Below are 16,048 nucleotides of genomic sequence, written 5' to 3'. Positions count from 1 at the left end.
GTACGGCTTCACTTCACCGACGGGGGCTATACCTGGCAGGATCGGTTCTGTCTGACATGCGCAGCAGGAAAGCGGGGACGAGAGTATGAGCGAGCCCAATCCGTACGCGGACGGAGAGCCCGAGTACAAGTGGGGGCCGACGCAGCCGCCGGGGACGCCGGCGTACGGCTACCCGAATCCGGCGCCGGGGTACGGATATCCCGGCCAGGGCACCCCCGACTACAGCCAGACGCAGCCTGCTCTGCCCATCCCTGCGGGCGGTCCGCCCGCTCCGATGGGTGGCGCGCCGCTGGTGTCGATCGGTGACATCACCGTCATGGGCGACTCGATCGTGACGCCCGCCGGCACCCTCCCGCTGAGGGGCGCGGTCTGGAACGCGACGGACATGTCGCGCACCGAGGAGAAGATGCCGACGCACGCCATCGTGCTGGCTGTCGTGTTCTTCCTCTTCTGTCTGCTGGGTCTGCTCTTCCTGTTGATGAAGGAGAAGACGACCACGGGCTTCATCCAGGTCACGGTGACGAGCGGCGGCCGGCACCACTCGACGATGATCCCGGCCCGGGGTCCCGAGAGCTTCCAAATGGTGATGGGCCAGATCAACTACGCGCGCTCGCTGAGCAGTATGTGACGACACCCCCTAGAGCTGGCTGGTGATCGTGACGTCGGTGATCTCCGTGTCCTTGGCGAGCATCATCGCCTTGCTGAGGATCACGGCGAGCATCCGGTCACCCTCGAAGGGCAGGTATCCGGCGTTCACCGCGCCGCTGCCCGCGAACGGGACGATGCACAGATAGCGCTCGTGCGGATCGACCAGGATGTTGCCCGAGCCGAGATGGATCCGGTACGTGTTCCGATCGCCGCGGACCCGGCAGGAAGCGGCCGCCGACGGTGCAACGGTCGGCGATCGCAAGCCGCGGGACGAGCCGGGTGAGCAACTCGCGGCGGGTCGCGGCCGTTTGGGACAGCTCGCCGAAGCCGTACGAGGTCCAGTACTCCCGGAAGCGGCCGCCGGGTCCGCCGTCCTGCCAGGTGGGGTCGTTGCCGACGGAGGCCACGCCCACGAACAGGTCGACGTCGCGCAGGACTTCGGAGAGCACGAGCTCGGGTATGCCGGTGAGCGGCAGCAGGTCGACGGATGTCCCGTCCTGCCATCTGCTGCCCTGGCGGTAGGCGCCGCCGCCCGCGTGCGCCCGGTTGCCGGGGGCGTCGATCGGATAGAAGCGGACCTGATCGGTGACGACGCGGGTGTACGCGCCGGAGTCGGTGAGGTCGTCGTCCTCCCTGCCGCCGACGCCCTCGATCCAGTACTCGGCGCGCAGCCCCCACTGCGGCAACTCCCTTACCGCGGGCGGGTACGAGTCGTTTACGCTGATGACCTCCGTGGCGCTGCCGAGTTCGAGCTGCTGGTCCAGCTTCTCGATCTGCCGGTCCCCGACCAGCACCAGGAAGCCGTTGCGCCCGAACGCCTCGATGGCGCGCTCGTACGCGCCCCTGGCGTCCTGGCCGTGCACGACCTCCTCAAGCACCCTGCGCCGGATCAACTCACGCAGCGCGAGGCGTTCTTCCGCGACCTCCAGTCCAGAGCGTCGCGACGTTCCCCCGATGTCGCCTCGTCGACGAAGGTCACCATTCCCATGCCGAGAACAGTAGAAGCCACCACTGACAATCAGTCCTGACGGGGGGAGACCGGCCGCTCGAAGAAGGTCTCCAGCGAGACGGTGGCCTGCGTGCCGCTGACGCCCTCGATGGCGTACAACCGCCGCAGCACGTCCTGGAGCTGCTCGGTGGTGGCGGTGCGCACCTTCACCAGCACGGACGCGCTGCCCGCGATGATGTGCGCTTCCTGGATCTCGGAGATCGCGGCGAACGCGGCGCCCGACTCCCCCATCCAGACGGACGATTCGACCATGACGAAGGCGAGCACACCCCGCCCCAGCGCCGCCGGGTCCACCTCCACCGTCGTGCGGCGGATGACACCGCGCTCGCGCAGTTTCCTTACCCGCTCGTGCGCGGCGCCGGCCGAGAGGCCGACGGCCTTGCCCAGCGCCGCGTAGGCCTGGGTGGCGTCCTGCTGGAGCAGGGCCACAAGCTCACGATCGATGTCATCCACGCTTGCGACCATACCTCATACTGCGATACGGATACTCCACGGAATGCCATTCAGTCGCAGAACTGGGGGACTCAACCATGTCCAGCACTACCCGCCCGTCGATATACGAGATCCTGGACGATCGCTTCCGCACCGGACGCTGTGCCAACGGCGACGAGCGGCTGGAGACGCTCCACGACGACTGCCGCTGGGCCGAGGGTCCGCTCTATCTGCCGGCCTGGCGGCAGCTGATCTGGAGCGACATCCCCAACGACCGCATGCTGCGCTGGGACGAGGCGACCGGCGCGATCAGCCTCTTCCGCTCTCCGGCCGGCCACAGCAACGGCAACACGCTCGACCGCGAGGGCCGGTTGATCAGCTGCGAGCAGGGCAACCGACGCGTGACCCGCACCGAACCGGACGGCACGCTCACCGTCCTCGCCGACCGCTTCGAGGGCAAGCGCCTCAACAGCCCGAACGACGCGGCCGTACGGTCCGACGGCTCGGTCTGGTTCTCCGACCCCGACTTCGGCATCACCAGCGACTACGAGGGCTTCCGCGCCGAGAGCGAGATCGGCGCCTGCAACGTCTATCGCGTGGACCCGGCTACGGGCGAGGTCCGCCTGGTCGCCGACGGCTTCGGCGGCCCCAACGGCCTGGTCTTCTCGCTCGACGAGCGGCAGTTGTACGTCTCCGACACACGCGCCGGCCAGATCCGCGTCTTCGACGTACGCGAGAACGGCACCCTCTCGGACGGCAAGGTCTTCGCCGAGGCGGCGGACGGCATCAGCCGTTTCGACAACATCCGCTTCGACGACGAAGGCCGGCTGTGGGCGGCGGCCATGCACGGCGGAGTGCACTGCTACGACCCGGACGGGACCCTGATCGGCCGGATCGTCGTCCCCGAGGCGGTCTCCAACATCGCCTTCGGCGGCCCGAAGAACAACCGGCTGTTCATCACGGCGACGACGAGTCTGTACTCCCTGGTGATGTCGGTGACGGGTGCTCGGCGGCCAGCATGACGCGTCGCAGCATGTCGTTGAGCTGCTTCCGTTCATCCTTGGAGAGGACTCCGAGCAGCCGGTACTCCTCGTCGCCGAGGACGTCCATCGCGCCCAGCCAGGTCGCCCGGCCCGACTTCGTCAGTTCCACATCGACCCGGCGGCGGTCGGTTGTGGAGGGCGTACGGCGGATGAACCCGCGTTTCTCGAGCGCGTCCAGGCGGCCGGTGACCGAGGCCGGGGCCAGGTCGAGGTCCGCGGCGAGTTCGGAGGGGGCCGCCTTGCCGCCGCGGCCCGCGAGCTTGTGCAGGGTGTCGAACTCATGGCGTTCCAGATCGAAGTCGAGCAGGGACTGTTCCCGGACCCGACGCAGATGCACGGAGAGTTTCTTCATCCGCGTGACCGCCCCCTCGATGTCGGGGTCGAGGTCGGGCAGCACGGGCTTCCATCGCTCCACATGTCCGTCGGTCCAGTCGCGGTGCTCCATGGCCGCGATGGTACTGGGGTGTACTTCGGGAGGAGATATTTCGTTGACGAATAATTAGATACCGAAATAGATTGGCCTTCATGCCACCGCATCCTCTGCGCACGCGCGCCTTCCGGCTGCTGTTCCTCGGCCGCACACTGTCCTTGCTCGGCGACGCCGCGATTCCCGCCGCGCTGGCCCTCGCCGTGTACGAAGCCACCGGATCGACCGGCGCGCTCGCGCTCGTGCTGGGCTGTGCGATGGTCCCGAAGCTCCTGCTGCTGCCGCTCGGCGGCGTCGTCGGGGACCGGTTCAACGCCCGTACGGTCGCGCTCGTCACCGACGCCGTACGGTGCCTCACCCAGCTCCTCGTGGGAGTGGAACTCCTCGGCGGCGAGCCCCGGTTGTGGCATATCGCCGTGGCGGAGGCGGTCGGTGGGGCGGCAGGCGCGTTCGCGATGCCGACCGTCTCACCGCTGATCACCGGGACGGTCGAGGAGGACGGGCTGCGAAAGGCCAACGCGGTGATGGGCGTCGCGCAGAGCGCCACCCGGCTCGGCGGACCCGCACTCGCCGGACTGCTGATCTACACCGTCGGGCCCGGCTTGGCCTTCGTACTCGACGCGGCGAGCTTCGCGGTGAGCGCCGTGCTGCTCGCGGCTGTCCGCGTACGGCACGTGCCCATTCCGCGGCGGTCGCTGCTCGCCGACCTCAAGGAGGGCTGGACCGAGGTCCTCGCCCGCGACTGGTACTGGACCAGCCTCCTCGCGCACGCCGCGTGGAACGGCGCGGCCGCCGTGCTGATGACGCTCGGCCCCGCCATCGCCGTAAGCGAGTTGGGCGGGCAGGGCACCTGGCTGGCGCTGCTCCAGACCGGCGCGGTCGGACTGCTGCTGGGCTCGCTGATCGCCGCGCGGGCCCGGCCCGAGCGGCCGGTCCTGGTGGCCAATCTGGGTCTTGCGGCCTACGCGCTGCCGCTCGGGCTGCTGGCCCTTTCCGCGCCCGCTCCGCTGACCATCGCGGCGTACGGCGTCGCCCAGGCCGGGCTCGGCTTCCTCTCACCGGTCTGGGAGACCTCGGTCCAGCAGGCGATCCCGGCGCATGCGCTGGCCCGGGTCACCTCGTACGACTGGCTGCTCTCACTCGGCGCGATGCCGCTCGGGTACGCGCTGGCACCGCTGGCCGCCTCGGCATGGGGCCCTTCGGTGCCGCTCGCGGTCGCGGCGGTCGTCGTGGGCGCCGCCTGCCTGGGCACGGCGGCGGTTCCGGGAGTGCGCCGGTTCGGGGCCGCCGGGGCCGTTGTCAGTGGTGCGCCGTACCGTCGGAAGGAGTTGAGCTCGGGGAGGGGACCGGCACGATGACGGCGATGGCGGACGGCCTGGAGACCAGGCTGTACGAGGCGGGGTGGCAGGAGCGCACGGGCGAGGGGCCGCCGGTGCAAGAACTGCTGGAGTCGCTGGACGAGCCTGAGCAGCGGCAGGCCGCGCTCTGGTTCCACCAGAACGTCATCGACGGCGGCGCGGACGATGTCAGCCTGGGGGCGCTCGGCTGGGTGACGTCGCGGCAGCTCGACTGGACTGCGCAGCAGGCCGACGAACTGCTCGGGCGACTGGCGGGCAAGCGTGCGCAGGTCGATCTGCTCACCCTGCTGCGGGAGTTCGAGCCGCTGGTGAGGCCCGCACTGGCGGCGGCCCGCACGACCGGGAGCTGGTGCGGTCGCTGCGCCGATGGCTGCCCTTCGCGGCGCGCGGGTCCGAGAGGATGCGGGAGCAGCTCGACGAGCTGGCGGGGACGGAGCCAGCCGCCACCGGTCTTGCGGACGAACTGCTCGACGGGTTCGACGATTACGGACCTGCGATGCGGGCCGCCCACAGCACGCTGCTCTGGGCTCCTGGCGTCAACGACCTCCTGTGGCACTGCATGGGCCAGGACAAGTTGCGGGCCACCAAGCGGTGGCGCAAGGGGGCGGCGGCGCTGCTGGACCAGGCGGAAGGCGGTCCCGAGGTGGTGCGGGCGCTGCTGGAGGGGATGGCGGGGCAGCGGGAGCATCCGGTGGCGGCGCCCGCCTGGGTCGGCGGGCACACCCTGCCGGGGATCGCGGCGGAGGGCAGCACCCGGCTGCTGCGCGGGCTGTTGTGGGCCGCCGCAGATGTCGAAGCGGACTGGGTGGTGCCGGCCGTCGGCGCGGTCGCGCTCAACGCCGGCACGGGGACGCGCGGTTCCGGCGGTGACTGCCGCAACGGCAGGATGGCCACGACCGCGGTCGCCGTCCTCGGCGACTTCGGCGACTTCGGCGGTACGCAGGGCGAGCAGGCCGCCGACTGGCTCGGCCGGCTCCGGCGCGAGATCCGCAACCGCACGGTGGTCAAGGGCATCAGCGCCTCCCTGCAGGCTGTCGCCGAGCGCAGCGGGATCACTCCGTCGATGCTCAGGGAACGGGCCGTGCCGTCCGTGGGCCTCGACGCGCGCGGCATCCGCGAGGATCCGCTCGGCGACTACACCGCGGTGCTGTCGATCACCGCTTCCGCGGCGGCCACGCTCTCCTTCCGGGGGCCGCAGGGCCGGGTGCTGAAGTCCGCGCCGAAGGCGGTCCGGGAGGAGTTCGGTGACCGACTGACGGGCATCCGGGCCGCGTTGAAGCAGCTGCGGACCCTGCTGCCGGTCGAACGGGTACGGCTCGAGGAGCATCTGATGGCCGGCACCCAGTGGCCGTCCGCCGACTGGGAGCGGTACTACATCGACCATCCGGTGACCGGCACGCTGTCCCGCAGCCTGCTCTGGGAGGCGAGCACGGACGGCGGCGAGCAGTGGGTTGCCGGACTGCCGGAGCGTACGGCGGGCGGCTGGGCGCTGGCCGGGGCGGACGGCACGGCGGCCCCGGTGACGGACGGCTCCGTGTTGCGGCTCTGGCATCCGGTGCGCGCCGACGCCGACGAGATACGGATCTGGCGCGAGGAGCTCGCCGAACGCGAGCTGCGTCAGCCGTTCAAGCAGGCCTTCCGGGAGGTCTATCCGCTCACCCCGGCCGAGGAGGAGACCCGCGGCTACTCCAACCGCTTCGCCGGACACATCCTGCGCTACAACCGGGCGAAGGCGCTGATGGTGGAGCGCGGCTGGCTGGGCAACCACCTGGGGTACGGCGAGGGATACGCGGCAGAGATGGTGCGGGAGCTGCCGCGTGCCGGTGAACTGACCACTTCCGACGGCGAGTTCTGGCGGGCCCGGTTCCATGTCGAGCTGGTCGAGCAGCGGTCGGGCGGCGACATGGCGTCCCTGTGCTCCACGGACCAGCTGCGCTTCGAGCGGCGGCACGGGGCGCGCGGACCGTGGGAGCGGGCCGACCTCGTCGACGTACCGCCGCTGGTGCTGACGGAGGCGATGCGGGACGCTGACCTGTTCGTGGGGGTCGCGTCGATCGGGGCGGACCCGCAGTGGCGGGACCGCGGTGAGGAGCGCGGGTACGCCGGGTACTGGGCGGGCTGGGCGTTCGGCGAGCTCACCGAATCGGCGCGGATACGGCGGGAGTCGCTGGCCCGCCTGCTGCCGCGGACCCGGATCGCGGACCGTGTGGAGCTCACGGACCGATTCCTGCGGGTGCGCGGTGAGCTCCGCACGTACAAGATCCATCTCGGCTCGGGCAACATCCTGATGGAGCCCAACGACGCCTGTCTCTGCATCGTGGTGGACCGTTCGGCGGTCGGCGGGAGCGGGGAGGGACTCTTCCTGCCCTTCGAGGAGGACGGCGGACTGCTGTCGGTGATCATGTCGAAGGCGTTCCTGCTTGCCGACGACGAGAGGATCACCGACCGCACGATCACGGCTCAGCTGAGGCGCGACAGGTAGGCGGCCTGACCGCCGGCCAGGAGCGGCCACTCCAGCCGGGGGAGTCGACCGGCCAAGAGCAGCAGCAGCACCGCCGCCGCCGGGCGCTGACCTGCGCTCTCGCAAGAGTGCGTCACCCGGCCGGGGTTGGAGCCCCGACGTCCACGCCTCCTCTGGTTCCCAGCTGGCTTGAACATGTTCAAAAGGAGGTCTACAGTCCATGACACCAGCTTTTGAACGCGTTCAAGGGAGGGTGGGGCATGGACCTCACTGTTATCGCGTACGTCATCTATCTGCTGATCAGCGTCGCCCTCACCATCTGGGTGGCCCGCACGCTCAGCAAGAACGGCCGGGTTTTCCTCGCCGACGTACTCCAGGGGAACGAGAAGCTCGCCGATGCCGTGAACCACCTTCTGGTGGTCGGCTTCTACCTGGTGAATCTGGGCTTCGTCGCCCTCTACCTCAAGGCCGCCGACGCTGTCGCCGACGCCCGCGGACTCTTCGAGGCGCTGTCGGTGAAGATCGGCGTCGTGCTCCTCGTCCTCGGTGTGATGCACCTCGGCAATGTCTACGTACTCAACAAGATCCGCCGGCGCGGAATGATGGAGCGCGAGCAGATACCGCCGGTGCCGCCGCAGGGCTGGACGGGCCAGGCAGGCCAGGGCCCGTGGGCCGCACCCGCCGCCGGTCCCGCCGGGGCGTGAGCGCGATGGGCACCCCGGCCCGCACCCCGACCGGCCCCTCGGTCCGCACCCCGGTCCGCAGACTGACCGTCCTGTACGACGCCCAGTGCTCGCTCTGCGTGCACCTGCGGAGCTGGCTCCTGCGGCAGCGCACACTCGTACCGCTGGACCTGGTGCCCGCCGGGTCGGACGAGGCGCGGCGCAGATACCCGCGCCTCGACCACGCCCGGACTCTCAAAGAGATCACCGTCATCGGGGACAGGGGCCAGATCTACACCGGGCCCGCCGCCTGGATCGTCTGCCTCTGGGCACTGGCCGAACACCGGCCGAAGGCCCACTGGCTCGCCACCCCGGCGGGCGAGCCCTTCGTACGCGTCACGATGCTCGCGGCGGCCAAGTACCGCGAGGCGACCGCGGCAGGAGGGGCCATCGGTACGCCCTGCGACGACCGATGCTCCGTCCCCGGTTAGGCTCGGACACCGTGACAGAAGTAAAGGCCCCCAAGAGCGAGCAGACCCGCACGCTCATTCTCGAGACCGCGCTCCGGCTCTTCCAGGAGCGCGGTTACGACAAGACGACGATGCGGGCCATCGCCAAGGAGGCCGGGGTCTCCGTAGGGAACGCGTACTACTACTTCTCCTCCAAGGAACACCTCGTCCAGGGCTTCTACGACCGGATCGCCGCCGAGCACCAGGCGGCGGTCCGGCCCGTGCTGGACCGGGAGACGGATCTGGAGACCCGGCTCGCCGGGGTGCTGCAGGCGTGGCTGGACATCGCCGCGCCGTACCACGAGTTCGCGGCCCAGTTCTTCAAGAACGCGGCCGACCCGGAGAGCCCGCTCAGCCCCTTCTCCCCCGAGTCGGAACACGCGCGCGAGGCGGCCATCGCCGTCCACCGCGAGGTGCTGGCCGGATCGAAGGCCAAGGTGGCGGAAGAACTCGCCGACGTCCTCCCCGAGTTGATGTGGCTCTCCCAGATGGGACTCGTCCTGTACTGGGTCTTCGACCGCTCTGAGGGCCGCGAGCGCAGCCGGCGCCTCGCCGAACGCGGCGCCAGGCTCACCACGCGCGGTGTCGCGCTCTCCCGGTTCCGGGTACTGCGGCCGCTCGTACGCGAGGTGCACGAGCTGTTCACGGACTTCCTTCCCGGGATGGCGGAGACCGTCGCCGCCCGCAAGAAGTAGCGCGGAACGACGAACGCCCCGGCCGCGGCCCGGGGCGTCCGTCGAACAGGGGCCGACGTCGTCAGCGGCTCACTCCCACGTCGGTCAGCACCACATCGTGGACCAGCGGATCGCCGCCGATCATGATGTGCCTGACCCAGGGGTCTCGGATCCCCGCCGTCGCCGCCAGCAGATACGCGCCGCCGGCCGGCGCGGACAGGATGTACGAGCCGTCGGCCAGCGATTCCACCCGGTCGACCTGGCTGCCGCCCGGCGAGACAAGGGTGAGGATCGCGTCCCCGACCGGCTCGCCCAGCTCGGTACGGACGAAGCCGTGCACGACGGACGCGCCCGTCGGCGGCTGAAGGCGCTGTCCGGGGACCGCCGGGGCAGCCGGGCCCGAGTACGCGGCCTCCCGCGGCTCCACCGCCAGATGCGGCAGCCGCTTCTCCAGACCCGCAGGCAGCCACCAGTTGGACTTCCCCAGCAGATGCATCGCCGCCGGCACCAGCGCCGTACGCAGGATGAACGCGTCCAGCGCCACCGCCGCCGCAAGCCCGATGCCCGCCATCGCGCCCTCCATGTCACCGCTCAGCACGAACGCGCTGAACACGCAGATCATGATCAGGGCGGCGCAGTTGATGACCCGGCTGGTCTCGGCGAGGCCGACCCGTACCGCCCGCGCGTTGTCCTTCGTATGCACCCACTCCTCGTGCATCCGGCTGACCAGGAAGACCTGGTAGTCCATGGAGAGCCCGAAGAGCAGCGACAGCATGATCACCGGCAGGAACGCGGTGATCGGACCCTCCTTGCCGAGGCCGAGCGCCTCGGCTCCCCAGCCCCACTGGAAGATCGCGACCAGTACGCCGAACGAGGCCGCGGCCGCGATCAGGTTCATCAGGGCCGCCGTCAGTGGGACCACCAGCGACCGGAACGCGATCAGCAGCAGCACGAAGCCCAGCGCGATGATCGTCCCGATGAAGTACGGCAGCCGGTCACCGGTCACCGCCGCGAAGTCCTTGAAGACCGCGGTGACTCCGCCGACATGGACCTCCTGGCCCGACTGCGGGATCACCTCGTCACGAAGCCGGTCGATCAGCCGGTCGGTCTCCTCGGACTGCGGGGAGGTCGTCGGTACGACCTGGATCACCGCGATACCGGAGTCCGGCGGCGAGGGCAGCGCGACGACCTGGGCGACGCCGGCCGTTCCGCGCACCTCGCCCACCAGCGCCTGGACGGCGGCGGGTTCGGCGTCCCGCGCGACCAGTTGCAGCGGCCCGTTGAACCCGGGTCCGAACCCCTCGGCGAGCAGGTCGTACGCCTGCCGGGTAGTGGTGTCCTTCCTGTGGTTGCCCTGGTCGGACGCGCCGAGACGCAGCGACAGTACGGGAATGGCGAGCGCCGCCATCACCACGACCGCGACCAGCGCGACCGACTTGGGCCGCTTCTGCACCTGCGCGGACCAGCGGGCGGCGGCGCCGTTCGACTCCGTCGGCTCGGGCCCTTCGGCGGCAAGCCTGCGCCGCTGCCGCCTGCTCAGCACCCGCATGCCGAGGACGCCGAGGAGCGCGGGCAGCAGCGTGATCGCGGCGAGCACGCTCAGTACGACGGTGAGCGAGGTCGCGACGACCACACCGTTGAGGAAACGCATGTTCATCACGAGCATGCCGGCGAGTGCGATGCACACCGTGCCGCCGGCGAACAGCACCGCACGCCCGGAGGTGTTCAGCGCGGTGATGGCCGCCTCCTCCGGCGTCACGCCCCCCATGATGCCCTTGCGGTGCCGGGTCACGATGAACAGCGCATAGTCGATACCGACGCCGAGGCCGATCAACGAGCCGAGCAGCGGCGCCACTTCGGGCACATCCGTGGCATGGCTGAGCAGCGTCGTCGACAGCATCCCGGAACCCACCCCGAAGACGGCCACGACCAGCGGAAGCACCATCGCGAAGAGCGAGCCGAAGGCCAGGAAGAGCACGATCGCCGCGGCCGCCATACCGACCATCTCGGCCGTACCGGTCGGCGGTTCCTGGATGCGGGTGATCGCCTGCCCGCCGAGCTCGACCCGCAGACCGCCACGCTCAGCGTCCTGCGCGGTGTCGACGACGTCCTGGACGAGCTCCTTCGGCACGCCGTTGGCCTGCTCGGCAAAGGTCACCTGGGCGTAGGCGATCCGCCCGTCCTTGCTGATCTGTGCCGCGCCCGCCGCTCCGGCGTACGGACTCGCGACCTCGCCGACGCCCTTCATGCCCGCGATCTCCTTGAGCGCGGGCTCGATCCGCTCCCGTACCGACCCGTCGCGTACGGAACCCTCGGAGACCCGCCACACCACCGTGTCGGTGTCGCCGGAGCGCTCCGGGAAGGCCTTCGCCATCAGGTCGTACGCGTGTGTGGAGTCGGTGTTCGGGAGGCTGAAGCTGTTCGAGTAGTTGGTGCCTGCCGCACTTCCCGCCACCCCCAGGCCGAACAGTGCCCCCACCCACAGCACCAGGACCACCAGCCGGTGCCGATAGCACCACCGTGCCAATGCCGCCACGATTCCTGCCCCTTCGTCGATCCGTCTCCCCCGGGCCGGTCTCAAGAATCGGCCGCGGACACGGCCCGTGGCGTGGCGCGGCCATGACTCTCAAGGAACTCCAAGACAGTGACCGGCTCCCCGTACGGCATACACACCGATACTGGGGACATGAACCACGAGGGAGCGACCGTGCTGGTGGTCGAGGACGAGCCGAGCATCGCCGACGTCCTCGCGATCGCACTGCGCTATCACCGTTTTGAGGTGATTACGGCGGGAAGCGTACGGCAGGCCCAGCAGCTGGCCGGGCAGACGCGCCCGGATGTGGCGCTCCTCGATGTGATGCTCCCGGACGGCGACGGACGGGTGCTGGGGCGTGAACTGCGTGCCGCTCACCCGGAGATGGCCGTCGTCTTCGTGACCGCGCGTGACGCTCCTGCCGAGATCGTGGGCGCGCTGGGCTTCGGTGACGACTACATCACCAAGCCGTTCAACGTCGACGAGGTCGTGGCCCGCATCAGGGCAGTACTGCGCCGGACCAGGCCCGTCGATGTGCTGCCGGTGCGACCACCGCTGCGGTACGGGGATCTGGAGCTGGACGATACGACCTACGCGGCCCGGCGCGCGGGCAACTCGGTGCAGCTCACGCCCACCGAGTTCGCGCTGCTGCGCTTTCTCGTACGCAACGGCGGGCGCATCGTGCCCAAGGAGCAGCTGCTGCGCCATGTCTGGCAGTACGAGCACCAGGCCGAGTCCACCGTGGTCGAGACGTACATCAGCTATCTGCGACACAAGCTGGACCCGCTGGGGCCACCGTTGATCACCACCCGGCGGGGCGTCGGATACGGACTCGCATGAGGGCTCGCACGACGACTCGCTCGAGGACTCGATGGAGGTGTGTCTCGGGCCGCATACGGCGTCGGCACCAGCACCGCGGAATTCACTCCCTGCGCGCCAAGCTCACGCTGGTGAATGTGGCGCTGCTGGCCCTCGGCATCGTCGCGGCCACCGCGGTCAGCCTCATGGGCATGCGGCACTATCTGCTGGACCGGGTGGACACAGAGCTCGTCGGGAGCCGCAACGCGCTGAAGCGGACGGGGTTCACCCAGAAGCAGATCGAATCGCTGAGCGCCATCGGAGCGCTGCGCGACCAGTTCGCGCCGGGCACGTCGGACGCCGACAGCCTGCCTCGGCCGGAGACGATCCTCGTCGCCCTCGACCGCGAGGGCGAGCCGATCGGCTTCGCGGGCATCGCGCCCATCGAACGGCAGCACAAACTCGCCGACGCCGTCGATGATCCCGCCGCGCTCGCCGACTCCCCGGTGCCGGTCGACGTGAGCCTCGACTCGGAGGCGTACCGAGCGGTCGGCACACGCCTCGGCGACGGCACGGTCGTCCTGATGGCGACCCACACCGGGGCGGTGCACTCCTCGATGAAGAAGGCCCTCAGGCTCGATGTCGCCTTCGGCACCCTCCTGCTGGGGCTGCTCGCGCTGCTCACCATGCTCGGCGCCAAGCACCGGCTGCGGCCGCTGGAGGACATGGTGGAGACGGCGTCCGCCATCGCCGAGGGCGACCTGACCCGGCGGGTACCGGCCGGACGCGACCCCGTCACCGAGATCGAGCAGCTGCGGGTCGCTCTCAACTCCATGCTTCACCAGGTCGAGTCGGCCTTCGAGACGCGCGAGCACAGCGCGGCCCAGCTGCGGCGGTTCGTCGCGGACGCCTCGCACGAGCTGCGTACGCCGCTGTCCGCGATCCGCGGCTATCTCCAGCTGTACGACAAGGGGATGCTGCGCGAGACGGCGGACCGGACCCGGGCGCTGGCCCGGATGAACGCCGAGGCCGACCGGATGGGACGGCTCGTCGAGGAACTGCTCACTCTGGCCCGCCTCGACCAGCAGCCCCAACTACAGTTGTGTGCAGTCGACTTGAGCCGTCTGGTACGGGACGCTGCGGACGATCTGCGGGCGCAGCAGCCGCGGCGCCCGGTCGCCGTACAGGCCGATGGAGCGATGGTCGTCCAGGGCGACGAGTCGGGCCTGCGGCAGGTCATCGGCAACCTCCTGGCCAATATCCGCGCCCACACCCCGGCCGACGCCCCGGTGCGGGTGGAGCTGGAGCGCGAGGACGGCGACGGGCGCGGCTGCGGCCGGGTGCGGCTGCGGGTCGCGGACGAGGGGCCCGGCATGGACCGCGAGGACGCCGACCGCATCTTCGACCGCTTCTTCCGCGCGGGCGGCGGGAGTTCGGACGCGGACGGTGGTCAGCCCGCGGGCAGCGGTCTCGGCATGGCGATCGTGCAGGCGGTGGTCGCCTCGCACGGCGGCGCGGTGACGGTGCAGACCGCGCCGGGTGAGGGCCTGGCGGTGACGGTGGCACTGCCGGCCGCCGCGCGGACGGTCGCGCCGTAGAAACCGCGGCGTGGAAAAAACCGCGCAGGAACGCCGGAAGGCCCGGCCGCCCCGCCGCCGGATGTCGGTGCCGTCCGCTGAATCTGGGCTATGCCTGGCGGGAGGCAAGCTGTACGACGGTGATGTCGGAGGCGGCTCCGACCCGCACGGGCGGTCCCCAGGCACCGGCGCCGCGGGTCACGTACAGCTGAGTGTCTCCGTAGCGTTCGAGCCCTGCGACCGTCGGATTGGCCAGGGCCGCAAGATAGTTTCCCGGCCAGAGTTGACCGCCGTGCGTATGTCCGGACAGCTGCAGGTCCACGCCGTGTTCGACGGCGTCATGGATGACGACGGGCTGATGCGCGAGCAGCACGGAGGCGCGCGCCGGGTCCCGGTCGCCGAGGGCCTTGGCGAAATCGGGGCCGTCGCCCTCGCTCTCGCCGGCGAGGTCGTTGACGCCGGCGAGGTCGAAGCCGCCGATCTCCACGCGCTCGTTCCGCAGCGGCCTGAGCCCCAGCTCGCGGACGTGGTCGACCCACTCCTCGGCGCCCGAGAAGTACTCGTGGTTGCCGGTGACGAAGAACGACCCGTGGCGTGACCGCAACTGCGCGAGCGGCTCGGCGGCGGGCCCGAGATCGGCGACGGTGCCGTCGACGAGATCACCGACGACGGCGACGAGGTCGGGCGAGGTGGCGTTGATGGTGTCGACGATCCGCCGGGTGTGGGCGCGGCCGAGAATCGGGCCGAGGTGGATATCGCTGACGACGGCGATCCGGAACCCGTGGGCGGCGCGCGGAAGTCTGACGAGCGGCACGGTGACGCGCTTCACCCGGGGCCCGCGCAGCACGCCGTAGGTCCCGTACCCAACGGTCCCAAGAGCAACAGCGGCGGCGCCTCCGCCGACAACCCGCGAAACAAACATCCGCCGCGAGGGGGCACTTTGCCCGGCGGGCGGGTCCGCGGGGACCACCTCGGGCACGGGGACCACCTCGGGCACGGGGACCACCTCGGGCACGGGGACCACCTCGGGCATGGGGACCACGAGGGTGCCGTTCGTGCCCGCGTCCGCCGCCGGCGTTGTCACGACGGCAGCATGCCCGGGCTCCACCTGCGCGGTCGCTCCGGCCGCGGCCGGAGTCGGCCCGGGGGTCCGGGGGGCCTGCTCCGCAGTTTCGGGAAGGGGCGGGGTGAGGGGCTTCCGCCCGGTCATCGCAGCCGCCGCCCGGCGCTCCAGCGCCCGCCGCAGCAGAACCCGTACCCCCTCCCCCACCACCAGCGCCAGCGCCAGATACAGCAGCACTGCCAGCCACAAATACCCCGGCCACGCCACCACCCGCTGCAGCCAGAACGGCGCCCCCGCCCGCCCCGACACCAGCGCTCCCACAGAGAGCAGCGGCAGCACCCACGCCGCCACCGTGCCCGCCCGGCGCGCCGCGCCGCCCCGCGCCGTCGTGTCACGGACCAGCCGCCGCCATACGTACCAGTGCACCCCGGCGAGCACGGCCAGGATCACGACCACCACAAGCAGGACGACCACCAGCACGGAAGCGCTCCCCTATTCCTTTTCCTTCTGCGCGCCCTCACGACGCAATGCGCGTACGCCACGCAACCCGATCACGCCGACGACCGTCCCCAGGAGAAAGGACGTAATGGCGAGCAGCAGATGCACCCAGAAGTACGTGGTCGGGTCACCCGCGTCGTCGAAGGCGAGTCCGCTGCCGTCCTTCCAAAGGTTCTTGACGAAAGTGATCCAGATGAACCAGCTCCACACCCCGAATGCGAGCAGGAACCAGGAGACCGGGCGGCTGAGCTTCATGGACTCAGTATCGCGGCCGTCCTCCGACCGGGTTCCTCGGGGTGGGCTGTCCCGGCGTCACTCTCGGCGGGTCATCGGCATGATGAACATATTTTCCTCAA

The 16,048-nt window shown here is 70.3% G+C and carries 15 protein-coding genes; 9 read left to right on the top strand and 6 right to left on the bottom strand.

Going from position 1 to position 16,048, the window contains the following annotated elements:
• The first annotated feature begins 85 nt into the window (after positions 1–85).
• Positions 86–628 (top strand): hypothetical protein, encoded by a 543-nt coding sequence (locus AB0D12_RS09270; RefSeq protein WP_362678626.1) that lies wholly within the window; start codon positions 86–88, stop codon positions 626–628.
• A 97-nt stretch (positions 629–725) separates the two neighbouring features.
• On the opposite strand, the gene AB0D12_RS09265 is transcribed toward AB0D12_RS09270, so the two are convergent.
• Positions 726–1,526, bottom strand: a complete 801-nt coding sequence (locus tag AB0D12_RS09265; RefSeq protein ID WP_362678623.1) for a hypothetical protein — start codon at positions 1,524–1,526, stop codon at positions 726–728.
• Positions 1,527–1,666: 140 nt separating this feature from the next.
• Positions 1,667–2,110, bottom strand: coding sequence for an Lrp/AsnC family transcriptional regulator (locus tag AB0D12_RS09260; protein ID WP_362678620.1), 444 nt, complete (start codon positions 2,108–2,110; stop codon positions 1,667–1,669).
• Between the two features lie 77 nt (positions 2,111–2,187).
• Between AB0D12_RS09260 and AB0D12_RS09255 the strand changes: the two genes are divergently transcribed.
• Positions 2,188–3,111 carry an SMP-30/gluconolactonase/LRE family protein gene (locus tag AB0D12_RS09255; protein WP_362678617.1) on the top strand — a complete coding sequence of 308 codons (924 nt, stop codon included), beginning with the start codon at positions 2,188–2,190 and terminating at the stop codon, positions 3,109–3,111.
• Here the strand turns inward: AB0D12_RS09255 and AB0D12_RS09250 are convergent.
• Positions 3,047–3,577 carry a MarR family transcriptional regulator gene (locus AB0D12_RS09250; protein ID WP_362678615.1) on the bottom strand — a complete coding sequence of 177 codons (531 nt, stop codon included), beginning with the start codon at positions 3,575–3,577 and terminating at the stop codon, positions 3,047–3,049. The genes AB0D12_RS09255 and AB0D12_RS09250 overlap by 65 nt on opposite strands.
• A gap of 80 nt (positions 3,578–3,657) precedes the next feature.
• Here AB0D12_RS09250 and AB0D12_RS09245 point away from each other — a divergent pair, with 80 nt between their 5' ends.
• The 5 genes from AB0D12_RS09245 to AB0D12_RS09225 all read left to right on the top strand — a co-directional run bounded on the left by AB0D12_RS09245 (position 3,658) and on the right by AB0D12_RS09225 (position 9,244).
• On the top strand, positions 3,658–4,917 hold the full coding sequence (locus tag AB0D12_RS09245) for an MFS transporter (protein WP_362678612.1): 1,260 nt from the start codon (positions 3,658–3,660) through the stop codon (positions 4,915–4,917).
• A gap of 400 nt (positions 4,918–5,317) precedes the next feature.
• On the top strand, positions 5,318–7,399 hold the full coding sequence (locus AB0D12_RS09240; RefSeq protein WP_362678609.1) for a DUF4132 domain-containing protein: 2,082 nt from the start codon (positions 5,318–5,320) through the stop codon (positions 7,397–7,399).
• A 239-nt stretch (positions 7,400–7,638) separates the two neighbouring features.
• The gene (locus AB0D12_RS09235; RefSeq protein ID WP_362678606.1) at positions 7,639–8,082 is read left to right on the top strand and encodes a hypothetical protein; all 444 of its coding nucleotides are present in this window, start codon (positions 7,639–7,641) and stop codon (positions 8,080–8,082) included.
• Positions 8,083–8,087: 5 nt separating this feature from the next.
• Positions 8,088–8,531 carry a DCC1-like thiol-disulfide oxidoreductase family protein gene (locus tag AB0D12_RS09230; protein WP_362678821.1) on the top strand — a complete coding sequence of 148 codons (444 nt, stop codon included), beginning with the start codon at positions 8,088–8,090 and terminating at the stop codon, positions 8,529–8,531.
• The gene (locus tag AB0D12_RS09225) at positions 8,513–9,244 is read left to right on the top strand and encodes a TetR family transcriptional regulator (protein ID WP_362678603.1); all 732 of its coding nucleotides are present in this window, start codon (positions 8,513–8,515) and stop codon (positions 9,242–9,244) included. Before AB0D12_RS09230 ends, AB0D12_RS09225 begins: the two co-directional genes overlap by 19 nt.
• 61 nt (positions 9,245–9,305) lie before the next feature.
• Here the strand turns inward: AB0D12_RS09225 and AB0D12_RS09220 are convergent, their stop codons facing one another.
• Positions 9,306–11,750, bottom strand: a complete 2,445-nt coding sequence (locus AB0D12_RS09220) for an MMPL family transporter (protein WP_362678818.1) — start codon at positions 11,748–11,750, stop codon at positions 9,306–9,308.
• A 159-nt stretch (positions 11,751–11,909) separates the two neighbouring features.
• Between AB0D12_RS09220 and AB0D12_RS09215 the strand changes: the two genes are divergently transcribed.
• On the top strand, positions 11,910–12,596 hold the full coding sequence (locus AB0D12_RS09215; RefSeq protein ID WP_362678600.1) for a response regulator transcription factor: 687 nt from the start codon (positions 11,910–11,912) through the stop codon (positions 12,594–12,596).
• Positions 12,593–14,152 carry a HAMP domain-containing sensor histidine kinase gene (locus AB0D12_RS09210; protein WP_362678597.1) on the top strand — a complete coding sequence of 520 codons (1,560 nt, stop codon included), beginning with the start codon at positions 12,593–12,595 and terminating at the stop codon, positions 14,150–14,152. Before AB0D12_RS09215 ends, AB0D12_RS09210 begins: the two co-directional genes overlap by 4 nt.
• A gap of 88 nt (positions 14,153–14,240) precedes the next feature.
• On the opposite strand, the gene AB0D12_RS09205 is transcribed toward AB0D12_RS09210, so the two are convergent.
• Together AB0D12_RS09205 and AB0D12_RS09200 are read right to left on the bottom strand one after the other, a co-directional pair.
• Positions 14,241–15,674, bottom strand: coding sequence for a metallophosphoesterase (locus AB0D12_RS09205; RefSeq protein WP_362678594.1), 1,434 nt, complete (start codon positions 15,672–15,674; stop codon positions 14,241–14,243).
• Between the two features lie 12 nt (positions 15,675–15,686).
• Positions 15,687–15,947, bottom strand: coding sequence for an SCO4848 family membrane protein (locus AB0D12_RS09200; RefSeq protein ID WP_327325600.1), 261 nt, complete (start codon positions 15,945–15,947; stop codon positions 15,687–15,689).
• Between the last annotated feature and the right edge of the window lie 101 nt (positions 15,948–16,048).

Source organism: Streptomyces sp. NPDC048479, from assembly GCF_040651435.1.
In the GTDB taxonomy this organism is placed as follows: Bacteria; Actinomycetota; Actinomycetes; order Streptomycetales; family Streptomycetaceae; genus Streptomyces.
Note: the sequence above shows the minus strand (reverse complement) of the source record. Positions and strands in the feature narration are given on the sequence as shown.

Coding starts and splice junctions, on each gene's coding strand:
- AB0D12_RS09270 (WP_362678626.1), top strand. CDS start 86: ATGAGCGAGCCCAATCCGTACGCGGACGGAGAGCCCGAGTACAAGTGG.
- AB0D12_RS09255 (WP_362678617.1), top strand. CDS start 2,188: ATGTCCAGCACTACCCGCCCGTCGATATACGAGATCCTGGACGATCGC.
- AB0D12_RS09250 (WP_362678615.1), bottom strand. CDS start 3,577: ATGGAGCACCGCGACTGGACCGACGGACATGTGGAGCGATGGAAGCCC.
- AB0D12_RS09245 (WP_362678612.1), top strand. CDS start 3,658: ATGCCACCGCATCCTCTGCGCACGCGCGCCTTCCGGCTGCTGTTCCTC.
- AB0D12_RS09240 (WP_362678609.1), top strand. CDS start 5,318: ATGCGGGAGCAGCTCGACGAGCTGGCGGGGACGGAGCCAGCCGCCACC.
- AB0D12_RS09235 (WP_362678606.1), top strand. CDS start 7,639: ATGGACCTCACTGTTATCGCGTACGTCATCTATCTGCTGATCAGCGTC.
- AB0D12_RS09230 (WP_362678821.1), top strand. CDS start 8,088: ATGGGCACCCCGGCCCGCACCCCGACCGGCCCCTCGGTCCGCACCCCG.
- AB0D12_RS09225 (WP_362678603.1), top strand. CDS start 8,513: ATGCTCCGTCCCCGGTTAGGCTCGGACACCGTGACAGAAGTAAAGGCC.
- AB0D12_RS09215 (WP_362678600.1), top strand. CDS start 11,910: ATGAACCACGAGGGAGCGACCGTGCTGGTGGTCGAGGACGAGCCGAGC.
- AB0D12_RS09210 (WP_362678597.1), top strand. CDS start 12,593: ATGAGGGCTCGCACGACGACTCGCTCGAGGACTCGATGGAGGTGTGTC.
- AB0D12_RS09200 (WP_327325600.1), bottom strand. CDS start 15,947: ATGAAGCTCAGCCGCCCGGTCTCCTGGTTCCTGCTCGCATTCGGGGTG.